This is a genomic window from Ulvibacterium sp., from assembly GCF_965228935.1.
In the GTDB taxonomy this organism is placed as follows: Bacteria; Bacteroidota; Bacteroidia; order Flavobacteriales; family Flavobacteriaceae; genus Ulvibacterium.
In genome coordinates this window covers 5482390-5500691 of record NZ_OZ245846.1, presented here as the reverse complement: position 1 = coordinate 5500691, position 18302 = coordinate 5482390, and the positions used below count along the sequence as shown (strand labels likewise).

Here is an 18302-nt window from a genome sequence, read left to right as displayed (position 1 = left end):
CTAAAATCTTATGACAACAAAAAGAAGATGTGGCATTATTTTATTTTTGGGATTTACGCTGTTATTTCTCTTCTTTATGAGCATTTCGTTTGGTTCCGCAAGAAATCAAATCTACTGGGCTTGGTTATGGTTGATAATAATCTATATTCCACTCCTAACAGTTGTTTTTCGTTCAAAACAAAAAACAATAAAGAGAAAAGATAAGTTCTTAGAAATACTTTCTTCGATACTTGTTTTATCTACGTTTCTTGTGGTTTTGGCAATGATTCAATTTTATGACTATGAGGATTCTACTACGTTCAAACAACCGTTTATTATTTCCAGCTTTGTTCTTTTTCCTTTTTCATGGCTTTTAACTTTTTTGATGTGGAAGAACAAAAAGCAACAATCACAATTAGAAAATAATATTGATTATAAGAATCAAAAAGTTTTTATTTCCTATAATCATGGGGATAAAATTGACGCCTTAAAAATCTATGCAAGGCTTAAAATGGAGGGAATAGAGTTGATTATGGATGAATATGATATGGAAGCCGGGGAAAAAATTAATAACTTTATTAAAAATTCAATAAATACTGCTGGAATTACCTTGTTTTTAATCTCTAAAAACAGTTTGAACTCTTCTTGGGTTGGTAAGGAAGCCAACGATACATTGTTTTTAATAGAATATACCGATAACAAGAAATTGATTGGTTGTTATAATGATGATGAATTCTTGAGTATTGAATTTGTAAGTAATGCTGTCAGAGAAATTGATAGGAAATTAAAGGAACTGCGTGAGCAAGTTGATACCCAGCACAATTTAGATGTGGATTCAACAAATTTGAATAATGAAATTACAAGATTATTCAAATTGAGGAATAACCTACCTCAAATAGTTGGTTATTTAAGGGATATTCTATGTCTTGATATAAGAGATGATAAATTCGAGGGGTCAATGGACAAAATTGTAAAGTCAATTAAGGAGCAATTGTAAGTACCCCTAGATTTGCTACGTTTTAGGTTTTACAAATTAGTTTATTATTTGATATGAATATTTTGCAAATAACGGATAACTAATTATTATACTATATGGTTGAGCGATTTGTCAAGGATTTTAGCAATGCTGTTAATCAAGGTAATGCCGCAGTTTTTGCAGGAGCTGGACTGTCACGTAATTCAGGTTATGTTAACTGGAAAGAGTTGTTGAGGGATATTGCCAAAGACATCAAATTGGATATTGATAAAGAATCCGATCTTATTTCCGTTGCTCAATACTATAAGAACGAAATGGGAGGCCGAGGCAGATTAAACGAGGAAATTATGCAAAGGTTCACTCTAAAAGCCAAGGAAAATCGAGTGATGGATATTTTGGCCTCTCTTCCAATTGACACTTATTGGACAACAAATTATGACCATGTCATTGAAGACACATTACGCCAAAAACAGAAAAAAACAGTAGATGTAAAAATATCACAAGAGAATTTGGCTCTGAGCCTTCCGAATCGAGACGCTGTAGTTTACAAATTTCATGGAGATGTTTCAGAACCATCAAAAGCAGTATTGACAAAGGATGACTATGAGCTATTTGGAAAAACTCATAAGTTGTTTTCTACCTCGCTTCAAGGAGATTTGATTACAAAGACTTTTGTTTTTGTCGGGTATGGCTTAAGTGATCCAAACTTGTTACACATATTAAGTAGGATAAGAATATTAATTGGGGAAAACCTACGAACTCACTATTGTCTGGTAAGAAAAATAAATAAAAAGGATTATGACACTTCAGACATATATAATTATGAGAAGGGTAAGCAAGAATTAATTTTAAAAGATCTGAAAAGATATGGGATTCAATGTGTGCTAATTGATGAATATGAAGAAATTCCAGTTTTATTCGAAAGAATTAGAAGACATTACATAACCAACAATGTTTTTATTGCTGGCAGCTGTAGGAATTATGGCAATTGGGACCCTAAAACTGCTAATAAATTGTTGTATAACATTGGTTACAAGTTGATTGAAAAGGGGTACAAAATATCGACAGGTCTTATAGAGGGCGTTGGTCCTCAATTGGTTAATGGTGCTTTAAACGCAATCAATTATTATAACCTAAACCTAGAAAAAAGCTTATCAATAAAAACTTTGCCTCTAATCGATGGGAGTGATGAGCATATGAATATCGAGGCGAAGAAAATGTTTCAAAACAATATGATTGCGAAAGTTGGGATTGTTGTTTTTCTTTTTGGAAATCAATATTATGATAATGAATTATTGGATTCCAAGGGTGTTTGGCATGATTATGAAAGAGCTCTTGAGCTTAATAAGTATATCATTCCAATTTATACAACCGGTTTTTCCTCTAAATCTATACTTGAAGACATGGAGGTAAATATTGAAAGACATCAGTATATCACTCCTTTTTTAAGCAAACTGAAAAATGTAAAGGAACCTGAAGAACTCAGTGACTTGATTATTAGAATTATATCTCATATCCGAGGTATGAATTAAATTTATAAAGAAGTTTATTTACAGAAAGTTTTACCAGTTTAACATCATGCCGATCAATAAGACTCTTTTGATATATACTTGATGTTTTGTTATGGATTAATGTAAAAAGAAAGTAGTCATCTCGGATAAATTTATATTTACTCAATTCCAGTAACTTTTTCATGCACAAAGCAATGTTGTCAGCTTTAATAATTGCCATAACAGAATTACCCTCTTCGCCTAGATAATCTTTAATTAAAACCTCAAGTATATCACTCTTTAACTTGAATTCTGTTTTTGTTATTTTTATTCTACTGAGCATCGAGTCCAATACTTTGTTGATAGCCATAGGGATATCTTCGTTGGAATTTATAGTTGCCAAGTTCAGCTGTCTTAGAAAAGAAAATTCATCAGGTATATTTGCCTTATCAATTCCGTATAAAATCGGTAAAAAAGTTATGTTGTTATCAATGAAATATTTTAACTCCATTAGACACCATTCCTTTGCGAAAAAGCTTTGATCTATAAGTACTATTGCCCCTTCAGACCTTTCAACTCTAGAGAGAACCTCATCTAGTAAGTCATATATATTACTTCCTAAAATAACGTCAGTTTTATCAACCCATAGCTTTATGCCATAGTACTCTAATCTCGTAATTATCTCTTCCGCGACGGCATCATATATATCTCTTGAGTAACTAAAAAAATAATCAAATGGGTCTTCCGAAAACATTTTATATCACCTATAATAATTAGTTATCCTTTATTCAGATAGCTAATTATAGGATATGAGGTTTCGAGGGTGCTTTAATTTGAGAATCTCAGAGGTCCTTTGGTGGCTAACATGAGTATAAATTTCTGTTATTCTAATAGAGCTATGACCTAAGAGCTCCTGAATATATCTAATATTGATATTTGCCTCTAATAGTTGAGTAGCAAAAGTGTGCCTGAAAACATGTGGAGTAACACCACGCTTAATTCCGGATTCCAGAGATATTTTTTTAATGAGGTGACGGACAGATTGTTCGGAAATACCATGGTTCAAACGATTGATAAAGAAGAAAGAATTCTGATTAATTTTTTTTTCAAATAGCCTATGGTAGTCTTTTAAAGCATTTATGGTTTCTTCATTGGTAATGGGGATGATTCTTTCTTTATTTCCTTTACCGAGGATTTTTATTGTGCTGAAATCCGAATGTATGTTTGACCTTTTTAGATAACAAAGTTCTGAAACACGAATTCCGGTGGCAAATAACAACTCTACAATGGCTATATTCCGAACGATTTGAGTATACCGCATTGAGCTCTTTGAAGCTGTTGATTTCTGAGATTGAAGTTGTTTAAGTATTGAGGTAACCTCTTTTATGGACAACACTGAAGGAAGAGATTTCTGGACCCTTATGTTAATCCTTAGTTTATCAAATGGATTCTCAGTAATATAATCTTCATATAGTAAGTGGCTGTAAAACACTTTTAGAGTTGCTATTTTTCTTTTCACCGTCCTTGGCGCATATTTATTGATATGAATTAGGTGTTTCTTAATATGTTCTCGTCGGATTAAACTAAAATCATGGATATCAAATTCTTCTTCGATATACTTTTTGAATTGTTTGAGATCTGAGGCGTAGGCCTCAATTGTTTTTTCACTTAGTTTTTTTTCCGTTTTGCAATGTGTAAGAAAGTAGTTTAAATACATAGATTAGTCTTTTGGTTAAAACCAATCAATGTAAAGTTATTCCAACATATTGAAAACTAAAAAGGAATGAATAATTAGACTAAAAAAGACTTAAAGAGGCAATTAAATGCTACCCTTAATACGCTTTTCAGTAAAGTCAAAGGGACCAAGACCTATCTACGGAAGATCAATAAACAATAGCTTTTCAGAACTAAAGAAATTCTTAATTATTGAAGAAAAAAATTATAGTGATTTGTTCAGCATTATCTAGGGTATTATATTCTTCCATAATAAGATTTTTTCCTTGGTTTTTTGATACAATATCGAATTTGAAGTGTCCAAAGCAGCCTCAATCTCATCTAATGCTGAAATGAATTTGCTACTTTTTTTATAATAAATACCTTCTACTAGCTCTAAAACGGCCTCAGTTTGTGAATACTCTGCCCATTCTTTTTCATTGTTATGATGTTCTTTTTCAAAGTCTTTGATACTTCTTAAAAGATTATCCCTTAGGTAGCTAATTGAATATTTTTCGATAATTTCTTTTTCCAAGGTTTGTTTTCTTTCAAGGATATCCAAATAGTAAACACTTAAGCAGTAGAGCATAAAATTTTGCAGTGCTGATATGTTTCCTTTTATATATTCGGAGTAACTCTCTTGGAATTTTCCGTATGACTTGAGAGTCCCTTTGTATAGCATAATGCTTTTTTCAGCTAACCTTATCAATTCCTGAAGTTCTTTTTTAGAACAGGGTTTAAGACTGTCTTCTTCAAAATACAGATTATATAGATTTAGGCATTGACCATGATAAAACCTTGGATCTGTTGGAAAAATCTTGAGCCCTGTTTTAATAAACTCACTTGACTGTTCGAATTCTTTAATTCTTCTACTTAACCAAATTAAGGCATACAAATACTCACTTTCCCATTTCTTAAGTGCTTTCGAATTAGAACGTAAAATCAGATACGAATCTTTCAGTAAGTAGAAAGCGTCTTCTTCAAATTTGATTCCATTCTTATTTATGACTAGGTAAATAAATATTTTTAGCAGAATATCATAGTAACTTTCGTCATTATGCGAATCTTTTTCAACGGAATAGTATATTTTCTTAATTGAATCTATGAATTGTTCAAAGCTTTTGGCTTTAAGTTTTTCTGAAGCTATTATGTAATCTATTAGCATAAAGAAAAGCTCTTCTAACTCCAGACTGTTCGATCTTGTGTTGGATTTAAAAAAAATTAGTATAGGAAGATGGTGGTAGGCACCCATAATTAAATCTGAACCTTTGTTAATCTCAAAAGATTGCTTTTTCGTTAAGAGTTTAATTAAATTAATGACCTTGCCCTGTAGTACATAAGATATGTCTAATTCAAGGATGCCGATGTTTTGATAAGTTCTCTTGGCATCTTCAAGAAAAGCATTATAAATGCCAACAAACTTTTTATGATCATCTTCTGAGTCCTTAAGCATTTGAATTTTGCTTTGAAGCATTTCTTTGAATTCGAGATGTCTATTAACTTGAAGAGCGATGTATTTATCTTCAAGAAAATCCCTCCTTTTCTGATTTATTGACTCGAACAGATCACGTTCTTTTTCTTTGAGATTTGCATAAAGGCTTTTATTCGTAACCCTATTTTGTGAAATTTTTCTCAGTCTTTCAAGACTTTCTTTCATTTTACCTAAGTCTTTGTCATAAATCAAAAAAAGGAGAAAACTTTGTTTGGGTGTCCTAAGTAAATTATAATTGGGATGTTTATCAATATTTGGAAGATGATTTTGAACCACTTTTAACTCAAAGAAGTCTTTAGATTTTTTTGCCCCGGAGTAGTATAAAAAAACATACTTTCCAGTAAGTTTTTTTTGGTCTAGTTCTTGGATTTTCGAATTGATGTTACATAATCTGTCAATGGCTACAAAATCTCTCAGAGTACTCTTGTATTCCCATAGTACGGCATCCTCTGTATCATTACCTTTAGAAGATACTTCTTCTCTCTGTTTTTCCTTTATCCAGGCCATAAAACCGTCGCTACTCCATTGTGTTCTTCGTATGGAATTAAAAATCTGTAAAATAGTTTCTGAATCCTTTTTGTTGCCTGATTTTAATTTTAAGTTATTGGTTTGCAGATTATTATGATATATTTGGTCGTAAACATCTATCATTGATTGCTGCATAATAGCAGTGGCAAGAAGGAAAGTTGCACTACTTTCAATTTCTTCCTTAAACTTATCATTGTCTTTATTGGCTTCAAGAGCATTAATAAAAAGATTCCTGTTAAGTCTTTTATCCGGGTTTAATTTAATGGAGTTTCTACTTATTACCAGTTCTTGCTTATACTCATCCAAAATTATCGGCGAGAAGTATCTGAATATGTAATCGTAGGCGATTATGGAATCACCTACGTCATCAAGACTTCTATTTAATAGATTGAACTTTATTCCATAAGGAAAAGAGTAGCTCAATACATCACTTGCGTCAATAACGTAGTTTATTTCATATCCCTCAAGACATAAATCTATATCATTAATCAAAGAATCTATATCTTCGGTATAAGTATCCTTTAGAAAATTCATTTACTTTTATAGTTATCATCAGCGAAGGATTGCCATTCTTTCATAGTACTAGGCATCTTTTTTGTGTTAAAGGTCCTCTTTCCGTAATAGTTGTTAATAAGAGAGGAAAAGCGTTTTCCATCGAATTCAAGAAGGTTTTCCAGCAATCCAGGGTGTAAATTCGAATTTCTTTCGTTTTGATTAAAATAATCTTCAATGAAATATATCAAGTCGAGCGAACCCATTGCATTATCCTTATAAAACTGAACAACTTCGTTAAAACAGTATCTAAGTTTATCATTATAGTCGCCAAGCGAAATTTTCCCACCTATAAAGTACTCCAAAAAATCGGTAAATGTTATATAATCTGGAATTATATCAACAAGTAATTCAACCAAAATAGTGTAAGATTCATCATGAAAAACTTGAGACCCTAGATTTAAAAAAGATTCTTTTAGTTCCTGTAAGGCAATGTCATTATCACCCATGTAGGAAAAATAAAAAACATAGAGGTACAAGCGATAGTCACTCTGACCTCTCATTCTCCAAATTTTTTCTCTTAAGACGGGATTTTTAGAGTCCTCCATGTTTATCAGGGATTTTAATAGCAGTTCCTCCAAATTATCCGAACCGTACTGCATTTTCTCTAAATCATTGTCTCTTAAAATGTTGATTAGGGCAGATTTTTGAGATAAAGGCCTTGTCTCATGAACTAAATATAGATAAGTATATATGATTTCAGAGTTTTCCGATATTTTGTCAATAATTCTTAGATTGTTAACACAGGCAGCGAAGAAAACATTTAACAAAGATTTTTTATAAGTCAGTACTGACCGATAAATAGACATTATCCTTTGAGCAAAATTGTCACCAAAGATTTCGTAAGAAGGTTCTATGGTAGCTTCAATTGACATCTCCATGAGATATTGATTCCATCTTTCTTGGGAGTATTTAGATAATGTTATAATCGTGTCCTTTTTCATGAATTTAGTCTGTTGAATGCCTCATCTAGAATCGTATCATTAATTGGGAATTTAGATTCGCTTTCTCCCAGATATCTTGCTTTAAAAAGATTGTCAAAGTACATGGACTTTTTATGTACTAATTCCTTAGCAAAAAGAATTGAGTTTGGATTCCATGTTCTTCCATACCCATCAAGTTTTTTATGTGAAATGAATAAGTTGTATTCATAATGCCAAAGTCTGTTTGAGGAGTTTGGTTGAAACACACTATCTGGAAAATTTGGAGAATAGTTTACTTGAACGTATTCAAGATTTTCTTCCCGAGGAAAACCCAAGTAGTCGCATATTGTGCTCGCAGGATGTCTTTCGGTTTTACAGTTTTCAAAAACAATATCTAATTCTTCCTTGGGTGTAATCCAGACGATACCGTTTTTTGTAGACCATCCTTTTCCTTCATCTACAATCTTTTTTTTGTCAATTCTAGGTATTTTTCTGGACCTAAAGGTACCTATGTAGTTTTTAAAAGTATCCTTGTCGACAACTCTCGCAAATTGAGGTTTATTATCCTTTAGCTCTTCAGAGAACACTTTCTCTCTATTTTCTCCAAAGTTTTTAGCCGTAACTAAAATACTGTTCTTGGAGAAGAGCTCAAAAACCCTTTTCATGTTGTCAATTCCTACCAAACCATGCTTTATTTCAATTAATAGGCAAAAAGTCAAGAGCTTTTCGTTTTTTTTACCGTTTTCATAGAGACTTTGAATAGATTGTCTTAGCCAAGAATCCTTAATGTACTTTTTTAATTCTATGGTTATATCCATTAGAGAAATCTGTTTGATTTTATCCGTTTGACATCCTCTAGGCAATTCACTTTAAATATGATGTATTTAAATCAATTTAATAGCCTTTTTAAACATTAAGTCGGCAAATTCAATTACAAAATCTTAAAAAGCAATATCCTGAATACTAACTAGAACACATCTAAGAACACTTCTTTTAGGTGAAAATGAAAGTTTCTCCGAGGTCCGATTACGGATTGATTCTCTAAATTACGAGTTGACGATTTTTAAAAGATTTTAATCGCTTAAAAAACAATTATTTGGATGAACTGCAACAAATAATTTTAACCCTCAAAATGCTGTGGCTTTCATTGCTGTCAAATAGAAAAAAACCGTAGTTTTTTTAAGGTTTTTGCACACTTTTTTAGACTACTTCCTAACTTAAGTCTTGAAACTTTGAAAAGCGTATAATTCGCCCTTATCAGTTTGGCCACAGCTAATAATTATTGAGAGTTTTCCCCCGATAGAAAGTTACCGATTACAGGAACCAACTATCATAAAAAAATCTCTATATCAGCGTGATTGTAAAACTAAGGGGGGTAAAGCAAGAGGATAACACGCTAAAGCGATGTTATGGTTTTTAGTTAATTGATTTTCAACTACTTATGAAGATATAAAAATTAGTGAAAAATAGTTTTTGCAACAAAATTGTCGGTATTTATCCACTTTTTTTCACGGATTTGATTTGATAATTTTTGTTGAGGGTTTTTGCTAATAAATGAAAGTAAATAAAATAAAAAATCCTGTAAATCAGATGTTTACAGGATTTTGTGTTAATTTGGTGTTGTAAAAGTGGAGCCGGAGGGATTCGAACCCTCGTCCAAACAAGCAATAACCATGCTTTCTACATGCTTAGGATCTGATTGGTTTTCGACGTACACCTGACCAGAAACCGCCCAATGCACACTTAGCTTCTTTGGGTTTTAGAGACGGTGCCGAAGCTACACCCTCCTTATGTTGACTTTTATGGTGCCCCGGAACGAATCGCCATCAACAAGGGCTATTCTGGGACATCTCGCTTCTCCGCCTTGCGGAGACGAGGCTAAATCCTACTGTAATTCAGATTAAGCGGCAAGAGCGTAATTAGATTCGCCATTTAAAAGTGTGAAATATGAGATTTACGAGCTGTATCCCAGCGCTCGGCATGCTTACATCGCCATTGGTCTCGCTGTCAAAACCGGTCGGCCCCGGAATGGGATAGGCAAGCTATTCTTCCCATTGTTTTTTCAAAGAACAAATATTTGATCGGCGTTCCCTGCTCTGGGGCAGGTCGGGCTATCGCGGGTACACGCCTGCCTTTCGTTGGCGGGGTACCGGGCTCTATCCCTAACGCGGCCCGCCTTCATTTTCATTTCGGCGGGCGGGGCAGCAAAGCTAATAAAAACTTTGCTATCGGTATTATTCCGTGTATTTTAGGACAAAATTTATACCAAAGTGAACCTTAAGTTTGGAATCATCAGAGAACGGAAAAACCCTCCGGATCGGCGGGTGGTACTGCCCCCTAAGGCCTGCCAAAAAGTCCTGTCCGCACATACCCAGGCGCAGTTGATCGTGGAACCTTCGCCCATTCGCGTTTTTACGGATGGGGAGTACCAAGAGGCCGGAATCGAAGTCGCCCTAAAAATGGAGGACTGTGATGTATTGCTAGGCGTAAAGGAAGTACCCATCCAGGCCTTGATTCCCAACAAAAAGTACTTCTTCTTTTCCCATACCATCAAAAAACAACCCTACAATAGGGAACTGTTGCAGGCTATTCTGGAAAAGAACATTGAGCTCTACGATCATGAAGTCATCACCAATTCCAAAGGCATACGCCTGGTCGCGTTTGGACGCTATGCCGGAATCGTAGGGGCCTATAACGGACTAAGGGCTTATGGGCTTAAATCCGGCACATACCGATTGCCCAAGGCCGAAACCTTGGCGGACCAGCAGGCCTTGATAGCGGAGCTTAGAAAAATGGTACTCCCGAATATTAAGATCCTCTTGACCGGAAAGGGTAGGGTAGGCAACGGGGCCAAGGAAATGTTGGATGGCAGGCGGTTGCGACAAGTAAGTGTAACGGAATATCTGAATCAGGACTTCGACGAGGCGGTCTATTGCCAGATCGATGTGCTGGAATATAACCAAAGAAAGGATGAAAAGCATCTGGGAGAGCAGGACTTTTTCCAAAATCCAGAGGCATACGAATCTACTTTTATGCAGTTCGCCAAAGTAACCGACTTGTATATTGCCGGCCATTTTTATGGGGATGGTGCCCCCTATCTCTATACCCGGGAGAATGTAAAACATCCGGATTTTAAGATCAAGGTAGTAGGGGACATCAGTTGTGATATTGATGGACCGGTGGCCACTACGCTACGGGCCTCTACCATAGCGGATCCCATCTATGGCTATGACCCCGAATCGGAATCGGAAACCGAATATACCGACCCCGATGCCATTGCGGTCATGGCCGTGGACAACCTACCGGCGGAACTACCCAGGGATGCCAGTAACGGCTTTGGCGATGCCTTTGTAGAGGAGGTAATCCCCGCCTTTTTTAATGGGGATATGGAGGGCGTACTGCAACGCGCCAGAATGACCCAAAACGGTAAGCTTACGAAACGTTACGCCTATTTACAGGACTATGTAGACGGTAAGGAGTGAACTGTGAACAGTTAGCAGTGAACAAATGGGTAATAAGGAATAAAAAAGGATAAGATATTGGCAACCCAATTTTTTCTTTTTTTTCAAACCTCAAACCTCAAACCTCAAACCTCAAACCTGTCATGCCGAGCGCAGTCGAGGCATAAAACCTTACTCCACTTGAACTTCCCATTCCAAAACCGGTTGCACCCTAGGAGAGGTAAAGCAACCCAGTGCTTTTAATTTTAAATTCAATTTATCTTGGATTTCCAAGGTTTTGATCAGTAACTTTTTTGTACCGCCGCCGGCTATTTCAAATACCGGGGAGCTGTCGTAAAAGGTATATGCCATTTGATTTTCGAAAAGCAGATCACTACTCGAATTGTTCTGAAGCTCTATTTCCAATACTTGGGTTTTGGGAAGATAAGTTGCTTTCGTTACCTCAATACTGGCTTCCAACAACGGTTTTAGGTAGGCTTCCCGTCCCACCATTAAATCATTATAAACGGCCACGGTCCTACCGGCAAATAACGCTTCCTTTGCACTTGCCAGGCTTTTTTCTCGGGCAAAAATCAAAGTTATGGGGCGGTGGTTCCCCTTTTCGGTATAATCCCAATCGATCAGCCCATGGATGTCGCTAGTGCCCATAACGGTTAGATCATGCTCCAAGGCCAGAGCCAGGGCTTCCTGGGCATAATCCACGGAATTGATGACCTCAATACCATGAAGTTCCCCTTTCTTGATCCGTTCCTTTTGAAAATCGCTTAGGATGGGAATGCCCTGCGGACTTTGGGCGTGCCATGCAGGATGGTTCCAAAAGGTAAAGGCATTCTGTTTTTTTGCCTCTGCAAAAGCATCCGCTGGTTTATCCTGTATGAGTTGGTTGGCATCGGTAATGAAAATGGCGTTACTGTGGCCCACGGGCTCGGATCGTGTTATCTCGGAACCATTGGCAATAAGCAGTCCATGTTCTTGGGCCTCGGCCATGGCCTTTATCAACTGGTACGAACGATTCCGATCCGGATGGGGAATATCAGCGGAATGGGGTTGGTATTCTAAATGTTCCGTCAATGATATCAGATCAAGATTTTCACGTAGCGCTTCCAGAACCCGGATGGTAGGCCAAACATTACCGTCCGAGAACACGGTATGTTGGTGCAAATCGGCCTTGAGTGTAACATAGCCTTCTATATTAGGGTAGCTCAAAGGTTGTGCACCGGTATGGGTATGCGATTGGGCATAGGTCGATGCCAAACCCAAAAAGGTGAAAAGGAGAGCGGTTATTTTTTTCATCTTTGATTGGTTTTTTCAAAAGTAAGGGATTCCCAAGAATCCAACTGCCAAAAAAAACAGGGATTTTGATCAAGAAATGATAAATTTGGAGTTGCCATGAACCCCGCGGAAGACTACATTCTTAATCGCTCTGAACCGTATCGCAGTATATTGTTGCATTTGCAATCGATTATCGAGCATACGGTACCCGGGATAGACTTAAAATTCAAATATCGGATTCCCTTTTATTATATAAAGGGAAGGCCGCTTTGCTATTTGAATCATACGAAGGACTATATAGATGTCGGTTTTTGGAATTCGGCCCACCTTACGGTCCATTTGGAGCATATGACCACGGCAGGACGTAAAGTAATGCGCTCCCTGCGCTACCGCTCCTTGGAGGAAATCGATGACACCATTTTAACGGAAGTGCTTCAGGATGCCTATCAGGTACGGGATAAGAAGTTTTGGAAATAATGCTTCTTGATGTTTGTTTTTTTAACTTTTGGCACCAAGCACCAAGCACCAAGCACCAAGCACCAAGCACCGAGCACCGAGCACCGAGCACCGAGCACCGAGCACCGAGCACCAAGCACCAAGCATCGAGCATCCTTTGGAATTTGGAATTTCAGTATTGGAATTTAACTACTTGATCCATCCGTTGTCCTTGTAGATCTGAATGTACTGATTGCTGAGTTCATCGGAGTCCTTGTATTTTACACGTAGTCCTCCCAGTTTTTCCTTCAACTCGGTTACCACGGTGGCATAGGCCGGATCGTCATAGATGTTGTTGACCTCTTGGGGGTCGTTTTTACGGTCATAAAGTTCCCATTCGTCCACATTGTAATAGAAATGCATCAGTTTATAGTCCTCGGTAGCGATACCATAATGGCGTTTTACGGCATGCACGGCGGGATATTCATAATAATGATAATACACGGCATCCCTGTCCCATTTTTCCTTTTCCCCCTTTAATAAGGGCACTAAGCTTTCACCCTGCATGTCCTTAGTAGGAGTTGCACCGGTAATCTCCAAAAAGGTTTGGGCGAAATCCAGGTTCTGTACCATTTCAGTAGTGGTGGTGCCTGGTGTGATGACATTGGGCCATTTGATCAATAAAGGGGTCTTAAAGGATTCGTTGTACATAAAGCGCTTATCGAACCAACCGTGTTCACCCAAATAAAACCCCTGGTCGGAGGTGTATACGACCAAGGTATTTTCATCGAGCCCGGTCTCGTCCATATAATCCAAAAGTCGTCCTACATTTTCATCCACAGCAGCAATGGTAGCCAAATAGTCCTGCATGTACCGTTGGTATTTCCAAACGGTCAGGGTAGAATCGTTCATGTTGGGATAGTCCTTTTTGAACTGTTCGCTTATCGGCCCATAGATGGCATCCCATGCCGTTCTCTGTTCCGGTGTCATTCGATCCAAAGGGGACCACTCGTATTTGTCCTCTACCTTCAATGCTTCGGTAACGGCCTGAGTGAGTTTATTGTCATAGCGCAATTGCATTTCCTTTAAAATTCCCATCTCCGCGGTTTTGGCAGCGGTACCCCGCGTCTCATAGGTGTCAAAAAGCGTTTCGGGCAGGGGGAAACTTTTCTGGGTATAAGTAGTGTAATGACGTTGTGCCGGGAGCCAGGTTCTATGGGGTGCCTTGTGCAGGTACATCAGCAAAAAAGGTTGGGCCGTGTCCCTGCGCTTCCGCATCCAGTCCAGCGTAAGGTCGGTGATGATATCGGTTACGTATCCGGTTATTGTGGTATCCCCAGTGGAGGTAATGAACTTGGGATTATAATAATCGCCCTGTCCGGGCAGTATCTTGAATTCATCAAATCCCTTGGGATTGTTGCCAAAATGCAATTTTCCGAACATCGCGGTCTGGTACCCCGATTTTTGAAGGAGCTGTGGGAAGGTCACGTTGGTGGTATCAAAAGGCATACGATTATCGATTTTCCCATTGAGATGGCTATGTTTTCCCGTTAGGATTACGGCCCGGGACGGGGCACAAATGGAGTTGGTGACGCTGGCATTGGTAAACAGCATGCCCTCTTTGGCAATACGATCGATATTTGGGGTCTGTATCAGCCTATCGTCATAGGCACTGATGGCCTGATAGGCATGATCGTCCGACATAATGAACACGATGTTGGGTTTTTTTGGCATTTTGACCATTTCCTTATCACCTTCTTTACAGGAAAACAGGCAGATGAAGCCTAGCGATAGCAGTACGATCGTTGTCTTTTTCATGGGTTTGGGTTGTTATAGGTTTCCAGTACTTTTTTAAATTGTTGTATGAGCGGTTTTAGCGCATCGGATTGTTCGGCGGTGTCCAACGGATTTTCTTCCGAGGGATCGTCCTCTAGATTATAGAACTCCCCGTTTTTATATAACTTCCATTTTTTATTTTGTACATAGCTTCGGGCTTGGAATCTGCCCCAATTTGGTGCATAATCACAGAAAATCCAGTCCCGGGCCCTTGTAGCCTTACCCAATAGTTGGGGATAAAAACTATGGCCATCGGTCTGTAAGCTGCCTGGAAGGTTTCCCGTGGCCGTTTCCAGGAGAGTCGGCAAAAAATCGGTAAAATCGATAAGATTTTCATTAACGCTACCGGCTTTTATTTTTCCCTTCCAGTTGGCGATCAGGGGAACATGGGTTCCGGCATTGGTGGTGTTGCCCTTGTCCCCGGTCAATGCCATGCCATTAATAACGGAGGTAACATCGGTATCCGTCCCGTTGTCCCCGATAAAAAGGATCAAGGTGTTCTCTCGTATGCCCAGATCCTCCGTTTTCTTAACGATTTTACCCACCAAAAGATCCATATAGCCCACCATTTCGCCAAAATAGGTGGTATCGTTTGTTTTTAAGGCATTGTCGAAATCCTTAAAACCCGGATTTTCTGGGGTAGGGACAAAAGGGTCGTGGGTCAGTACCATGGGATAGTAGATGAACATCGGCCCATTTTGATGAGCTTCCATAAAGGATTCAATGTATTCCACAAATAGATCAGGGCCATAGGCTCCGGGAAATGTTTCGGTAGCTTTTTGCTTACGGCTCAAATGGGGATCTTTGTAACGCGACCCGCGTTCGTCTATCTGCCAAAGGCAATAATCATCGAACCCTGCCTGTTCGGGAGTGCTGCCCACCCGACCACCTACCAATTCCTGTTGCCGTTCATTGCCCCATAATTGCCATTTGCCGGCCACTAGGGTTTTATAGCCTGCCTCCTGCAAATAATGCCCAAAAGTCTTTTCTTGGGCATCCAACAATCCAAAACCGACATAGTTCCTAAAATTGTACTTTCCGGTCATCAACTGTACACGGGAAGGGGTACACAGGGGTGTGGAGTAACAGTGGTCAAACCGCATGCCTTCACGGGCCAATTTGTCCAGGTGGGGCGTAACGTAACTGTCGCTTCCATAGACCCCCAAGGTTTCGTAACCCAGGTCATCGGCCATAATTAGGATGATATTCGGTTTGTTGGAACGCGGCCCCAATTCCTTACGCTTTTCGGTACAGGAAAGACAGCAAAATGTAATTACACAAATCTGGAAAAACAACAGGGATTTCAAGAAAGCCAGTTTAGAAATCCCAAGATACTAATTTTATGGTTGTACGGTTTTTTTCTTGAGTACTACCAAGGAATTTTTTTGTGTGTCCACAGCTTCCTTGAACAAGGCTTTTAAGGCATCGTAATCTTTTTCGTTGAAGTAGGAACTGTTCAGTGCCAGTTCAAAGGAAAATGAAATCTGGCTTGTATTCCCGGTGCTATAAAACTTGAGCTTGGCCAAGGTATCACCTAAGGCAATTGACTTATTTTCGGGTAATTCCTGAATGGTGTACCCATCGGGAATCGTTAGGATGATCTGATATCTGTAATTTCTGGGGTAACCAAAATCAATAGGATAATTACGCTCTTCCAATTGAAAGGGATTTCGGTCGAAGAATCGGATAAAAAAGGGATTCAAGTAGACCATATTGCCATTGAGTACGTCCTCTATTTCAAACTTGAATCGTTGCGAAACTCCTTGCTTGTCCGTTCGTTGCTTTACCAATTCATAGGAGGTAATCGCAAAATTCCCGGGAATTTCCTCTTCTACCGCGTCCAAGTACTCCTCTTCACTTTTTTCATTCAAGGTCTTGTGCATATTTATGGCGTTATACCCTGTACTTACAGCATCGAACACGCCTACGGCCCTATTTTCCTCAGGGTCAAATTTTATCTGGGCCCTCACTTGATATCGGTTCCTGGTTTGTGGTCTAATATCGTACCAATAGCTGTCGTTTTTAAAATCCATGACCCTACCGTAATGATTTAGGGCCCGAAAAGGTAAAAAACCAAAAGGCATATACTTATCGGTAGCATCCAATAGATAACTCTTCCCGTCAATTTCAGTTTTGGCCACAACATAGTTGAAGTTGGACATTACTGGATGGATTTTTGTAGGCAAACCCCTTTTTCTGGTAGATAACAGCATCAAGTTGGTGGGAATGTTTGCAGCATTCAGCAAATTGATAAGCGACATGTTTATTTCCCAGGCATTTCCCTTTCCGGCATCAAATGCTTCCTTTACCCTTGCCTTTCCATAGGAGGAATACTTCTCGTTCCAGGTATAATGCTCTTGAACGAATTCGAAGATGTTCCTGGCCCTGGTTAGTTCATCACCTTCGATCAGAAGCTTTTCGGGTACGTGCCGTTCAAAAAATCCTTTTTTGGTCAGTTGTCTTCCTATATCCTTATCCGATTTAAATTCCCTGTCCACATCTTTCCAGCTTTTGGTATACTTATTTGTAGTACCATCGAGTTTGTTATATTGGGAAAGCTCAAAATCCAACCGCGATCGGTAATTTTCTGGTGAAAGCATAAAATCCTTTTCTTCCTTAAAGGCCGGGATATCCTTCATGGTATACTTTAGTACCTCACAATCCGCAGCTTTTGGATATCCTTCAATAGTGAAACAGCCCTTCTGGATATGTGCATCGTTTACCTCCAATTCCAAACTACCTCTTAAAGAGCGGTTATAGACCCAATTTCCTGGGATTTTGGCATTGAATTCGCTATAGATTTTGGGAATCGATCCCTGGAAATCCCACCCACTAAAATTGAAATCATATGGGGTGGTTATCGTATAGGAGTATTCCAGGATACTTCCTTTTTGCATTTTTGGAAAAGTAAAGGTTTTTACTTTCCATCTTTCGGAATGGTCGTTTTCGAAGATTTCCGAAGGCAGGACATTATATTGGGTATCACCATTATGGGTTACGGCCTTTAAGGCCGTGACTTTTTCCGCCAGTGTACCCTTATGGTATAACGGGATTTCCACAGTGCCATTCGCAAAACCTTTTTCATCCAAAATTTTGATTTTGGTATGATATTCCTTGATCAAAAGTATCCTACGGTCGACGACCTTAAAATAGTTATTGCCCCATTCGTGAAGCACCACGGCATGGGCCGAAGGATCTTTTTCATAAACGGTCAAGTTTTTATCGGCATTGGAAAGCTTTGCAAAGGTAGCTTTCTTTTGGGCAGAGGTAGAAAAGCCACAAAAAAAAAGAAGCAAGGAAATAGCGAAAAAGGGTCGCATGATCAGGTATCGGTTAGGGGGTTGTAAGACCTAACAGATTTTAAAAGTAATTATTGTAATCGGATCCTTAAAAAATCCCTGGTCGTTTCTTCATGTCAGGGATACCCATAAAGCAAAAACCACCCCAAAAATCTTCCGGGGCGGCCAGCGCAAAAACGAAAACATGAAGCGAACATGAATTTTTTTAATCAAAAATTACACACGTTGGAGTGATTAAAATAAATTTATGGGAGAACGAGTGCAACGAGTGGTTGCATTAGTTCTTAAATTTTTAAATATCTTATTTACAGACATTTAAAAATTTTAAACGGATGAAATTGATTGT

At 38.4% G+C, this 18302-nt stretch carries 13 protein-coding genes and 1 other RNA gene; 4 read left to right on the top strand and 10 right to left on the bottom strand.

Features of this window, described 5'->3' with window-relative positions; translation table 11 throughout:
- The first annotated feature begins 10 nt into the window (after positions 1-10).
- Both ACO06Y_RS23285 and ACO06Y_RS23280 read left to right on the top strand, forming a co-directional pair.
- On the top strand, positions 11-976 hold the full coding sequence (locus tag ACO06Y_RS23285; protein ID WP_422081466.1) for a toll/interleukin-1 receptor domain-containing protein: 966 nt from the start codon (positions 11-13) through the stop codon (positions 974-976).
- Between the two features lie 95 nt (positions 977-1071).
- Entirely contained in the window at positions 1072-2487 is a 1416-nt protein-coding gene (locus ACO06Y_RS23280) for an SIR2 family protein (protein WP_422081465.1), read from the top strand.
- Here ACO06Y_RS23280 and ACO06Y_RS23275 read toward each other — a convergent pair.
- The 6 genes from ACO06Y_RS23275 to ssrA all read right to left on the bottom strand — a co-directional run bounded on the left by ACO06Y_RS23275 (position 2459) and on the right by ssrA (position 9678).
- A complete protein-coding gene (locus ACO06Y_RS23275; protein ID WP_422081464.1) occupies positions 2459-3199 on the bottom strand; it encodes a toll/interleukin-1 receptor domain-containing protein in 741 nt (246 codons plus the stop codon). The genes ACO06Y_RS23280 and ACO06Y_RS23275 overlap by 29 nt on opposite strands.
- Before the next feature lie 42 nt (positions 3200-3241).
- Entirely contained in the window at positions 3242-4162 is a 921-nt protein-coding gene (locus ACO06Y_RS23270) for a tyrosine-type recombinase/integrase (RefSeq protein ID WP_422081463.1), read from the bottom strand.
- A gap of 246 nt (positions 4163-4408) precedes the next feature.
- Positions 4409-6712: a hypothetical protein gene (locus ACO06Y_RS23265; protein ID WP_422081462.1), complete on the bottom strand. Its 2304-nt coding sequence runs from the start codon at positions 6710-6712 to the stop codon at positions 4409-4411.
- Positions 6709-7674 carry a hypothetical protein gene (locus tag ACO06Y_RS23260; RefSeq protein ID WP_422081461.1) on the bottom strand — a complete coding sequence of 322 codons (966 nt, stop codon included), beginning with the start codon at positions 7672-7674 and terminating at the stop codon, positions 6709-6711. Before ACO06Y_RS23260 ends, ACO06Y_RS23265 begins: the two co-directional genes overlap by 4 nt.
- Positions 7671-8471, bottom strand: a complete 801-nt coding sequence (locus ACO06Y_RS23255; protein ID WP_422081460.1) for a hypothetical protein — start codon at positions 8469-8471, stop codon at positions 7671-7673. Before ACO06Y_RS23255 ends, ACO06Y_RS23260 begins: the two co-directional genes overlap by 4 nt.
- Positions 8472-9279: 808 nt before the next feature.
- Positions 9280-9678, bottom strand: a transfer-messenger RNA (tmRNA) gene (gene ssrA / locus ACO06Y_RS23250).
- Between the two features lie 245 nt (positions 9679-9923).
- Between ssrA and ACO06Y_RS23245 the strand changes: the two genes are divergently transcribed.
- Positions 9924-11135, top strand: coding sequence for an NAD(P)-dependent oxidoreductase (locus ACO06Y_RS23245; protein WP_422081459.1), 1212 nt, complete (start codon positions 9924-9926; stop codon positions 11133-11135).
- A gap of 150 nt (positions 11136-11285) precedes the next feature.
- On the opposite strand, the gene ACO06Y_RS23240 is transcribed toward ACO06Y_RS23245, so the two are convergent.
- A complete protein-coding gene (locus ACO06Y_RS23240) occupies positions 11286-12407 on the bottom strand; it encodes an Sb-PDE family phosphodiesterase (protein ID WP_422081458.1) in 1122 nt (373 codons plus the stop codon).
- Between the two features lie 96 nt (positions 12408-12503).
- Between ACO06Y_RS23240 and ACO06Y_RS23235 the strand changes: the two genes are divergently transcribed.
- Complete coding sequence (locus tag ACO06Y_RS23235) at positions 12504-12863, top strand: DUF1801 domain-containing protein (protein ID WP_422081457.1); 360 nt, start codon at positions 12504-12506, stop codon at positions 12861-12863.
- A gap of 168 nt (positions 12864-13031) precedes the next feature.
- On the opposite strand, the gene ACO06Y_RS23230 is transcribed toward ACO06Y_RS23235, so the two are convergent.
- Genes ACO06Y_RS23230 through ACO06Y_RS23220 form a run of 3 tightly spaced genes read right to left on the bottom strand, consistent with a single transcriptional unit; the run spans position 13032 to position 17977 of the window.
- Positions 13032-14639: a sulfatase gene (locus ACO06Y_RS23230; RefSeq protein WP_422081456.1), complete on the bottom strand. Its 1608-nt coding sequence runs from the start codon at positions 14637-14639 to the stop codon at positions 13032-13034.
- A complete protein-coding gene (locus ACO06Y_RS23225; protein WP_422081455.1) occupies positions 14636-15964 on the bottom strand; it encodes a sulfatase-like hydrolase/transferase in 1329 nt (442 codons plus the stop codon). The genes ACO06Y_RS23230 and ACO06Y_RS23225 overlap by 4 nt, the downstream gene beginning before the upstream one ends.
- A gap of 33 nt (positions 15965-15997) precedes the next feature.
- Positions 15998-17977: a DUF3857 domain-containing protein gene (locus ACO06Y_RS23220; RefSeq protein ID WP_422081454.1), complete on the bottom strand. Its 1980-nt coding sequence runs from the start codon at positions 17975-17977 to the stop codon at positions 15998-16000.
- Between the last annotated feature and the right edge of the window lie 325 nt (positions 17978-18302).

Bases quoted from the DNA above. Each gene is read 5' to 3' on its own strand.
- ACO06Y_RS23285 (WP_422081466.1), top strand. From the start codon at position 11: ATGACAACAAAAAGAAGATGTGGCATTATTTTATTTTTGGGATTTACG.
- ACO06Y_RS23280 (WP_422081465.1), top strand. From the start codon at position 1,072: ATGGTTGAGCGATTTGTCAAGGATTTTAGCAATGCTGTTAATCAAGGT.
- ACO06Y_RS23275 (WP_422081464.1), bottom strand. From the start codon at position 3,199: ATGTTTTCGGAAGACCCATTTGATTATTTTTTTAGTTACTCAAGAGAT.
- ACO06Y_RS23270 (WP_422081463.1), bottom strand. From the start codon at position 4,162: ATGTATTTAAACTACTTTCTTACACATTGCAAAACGGAAAAAAAACTA.
- ACO06Y_RS23265 (WP_422081462.1), bottom strand. From the start codon at position 6,712: ATGAATTTTCTAAAGGATACTTATACCGAAGATATAGATTCTTTGATT.
- ACO06Y_RS23260 (WP_422081461.1), bottom strand. From the start codon at position 7,674: ATGAAAAAGGACACGATTATAACATTATCTAAATACTCCCAAGAAAGA.
- ACO06Y_RS23255 (WP_422081460.1), bottom strand. From the start codon at position 8,471: ATGGATATAACCATAGAATTAAAAAAGTACATTAAGGATTCTTGGCTA.
- ACO06Y_RS23240 (WP_422081458.1), bottom strand. From the start codon at position 12,407: ATGAAAAAAATAACCGCTCTCCTTTTCACCTTTTTGGGTTTGGCATCG.
- ACO06Y_RS23235 (WP_422081457.1), top strand. From the start codon at position 12,504: ATGAACCCCGCGGAAGACTACATTCTTAATCGCTCTGAACCGTATCGC.
- ACO06Y_RS23230 (WP_422081456.1), bottom strand. From the start codon at position 14,639: ATGAAAAAGACAACGATCGTACTGCTATCGCTAGGCTTCATCTGCCTG.
- ACO06Y_RS23220 (WP_422081454.1), bottom strand. From the start codon at position 17,977: ATGCGACCCTTTTTCGCTATTTCCTTGCTTCTTTTTTTTTGTGGCTTT.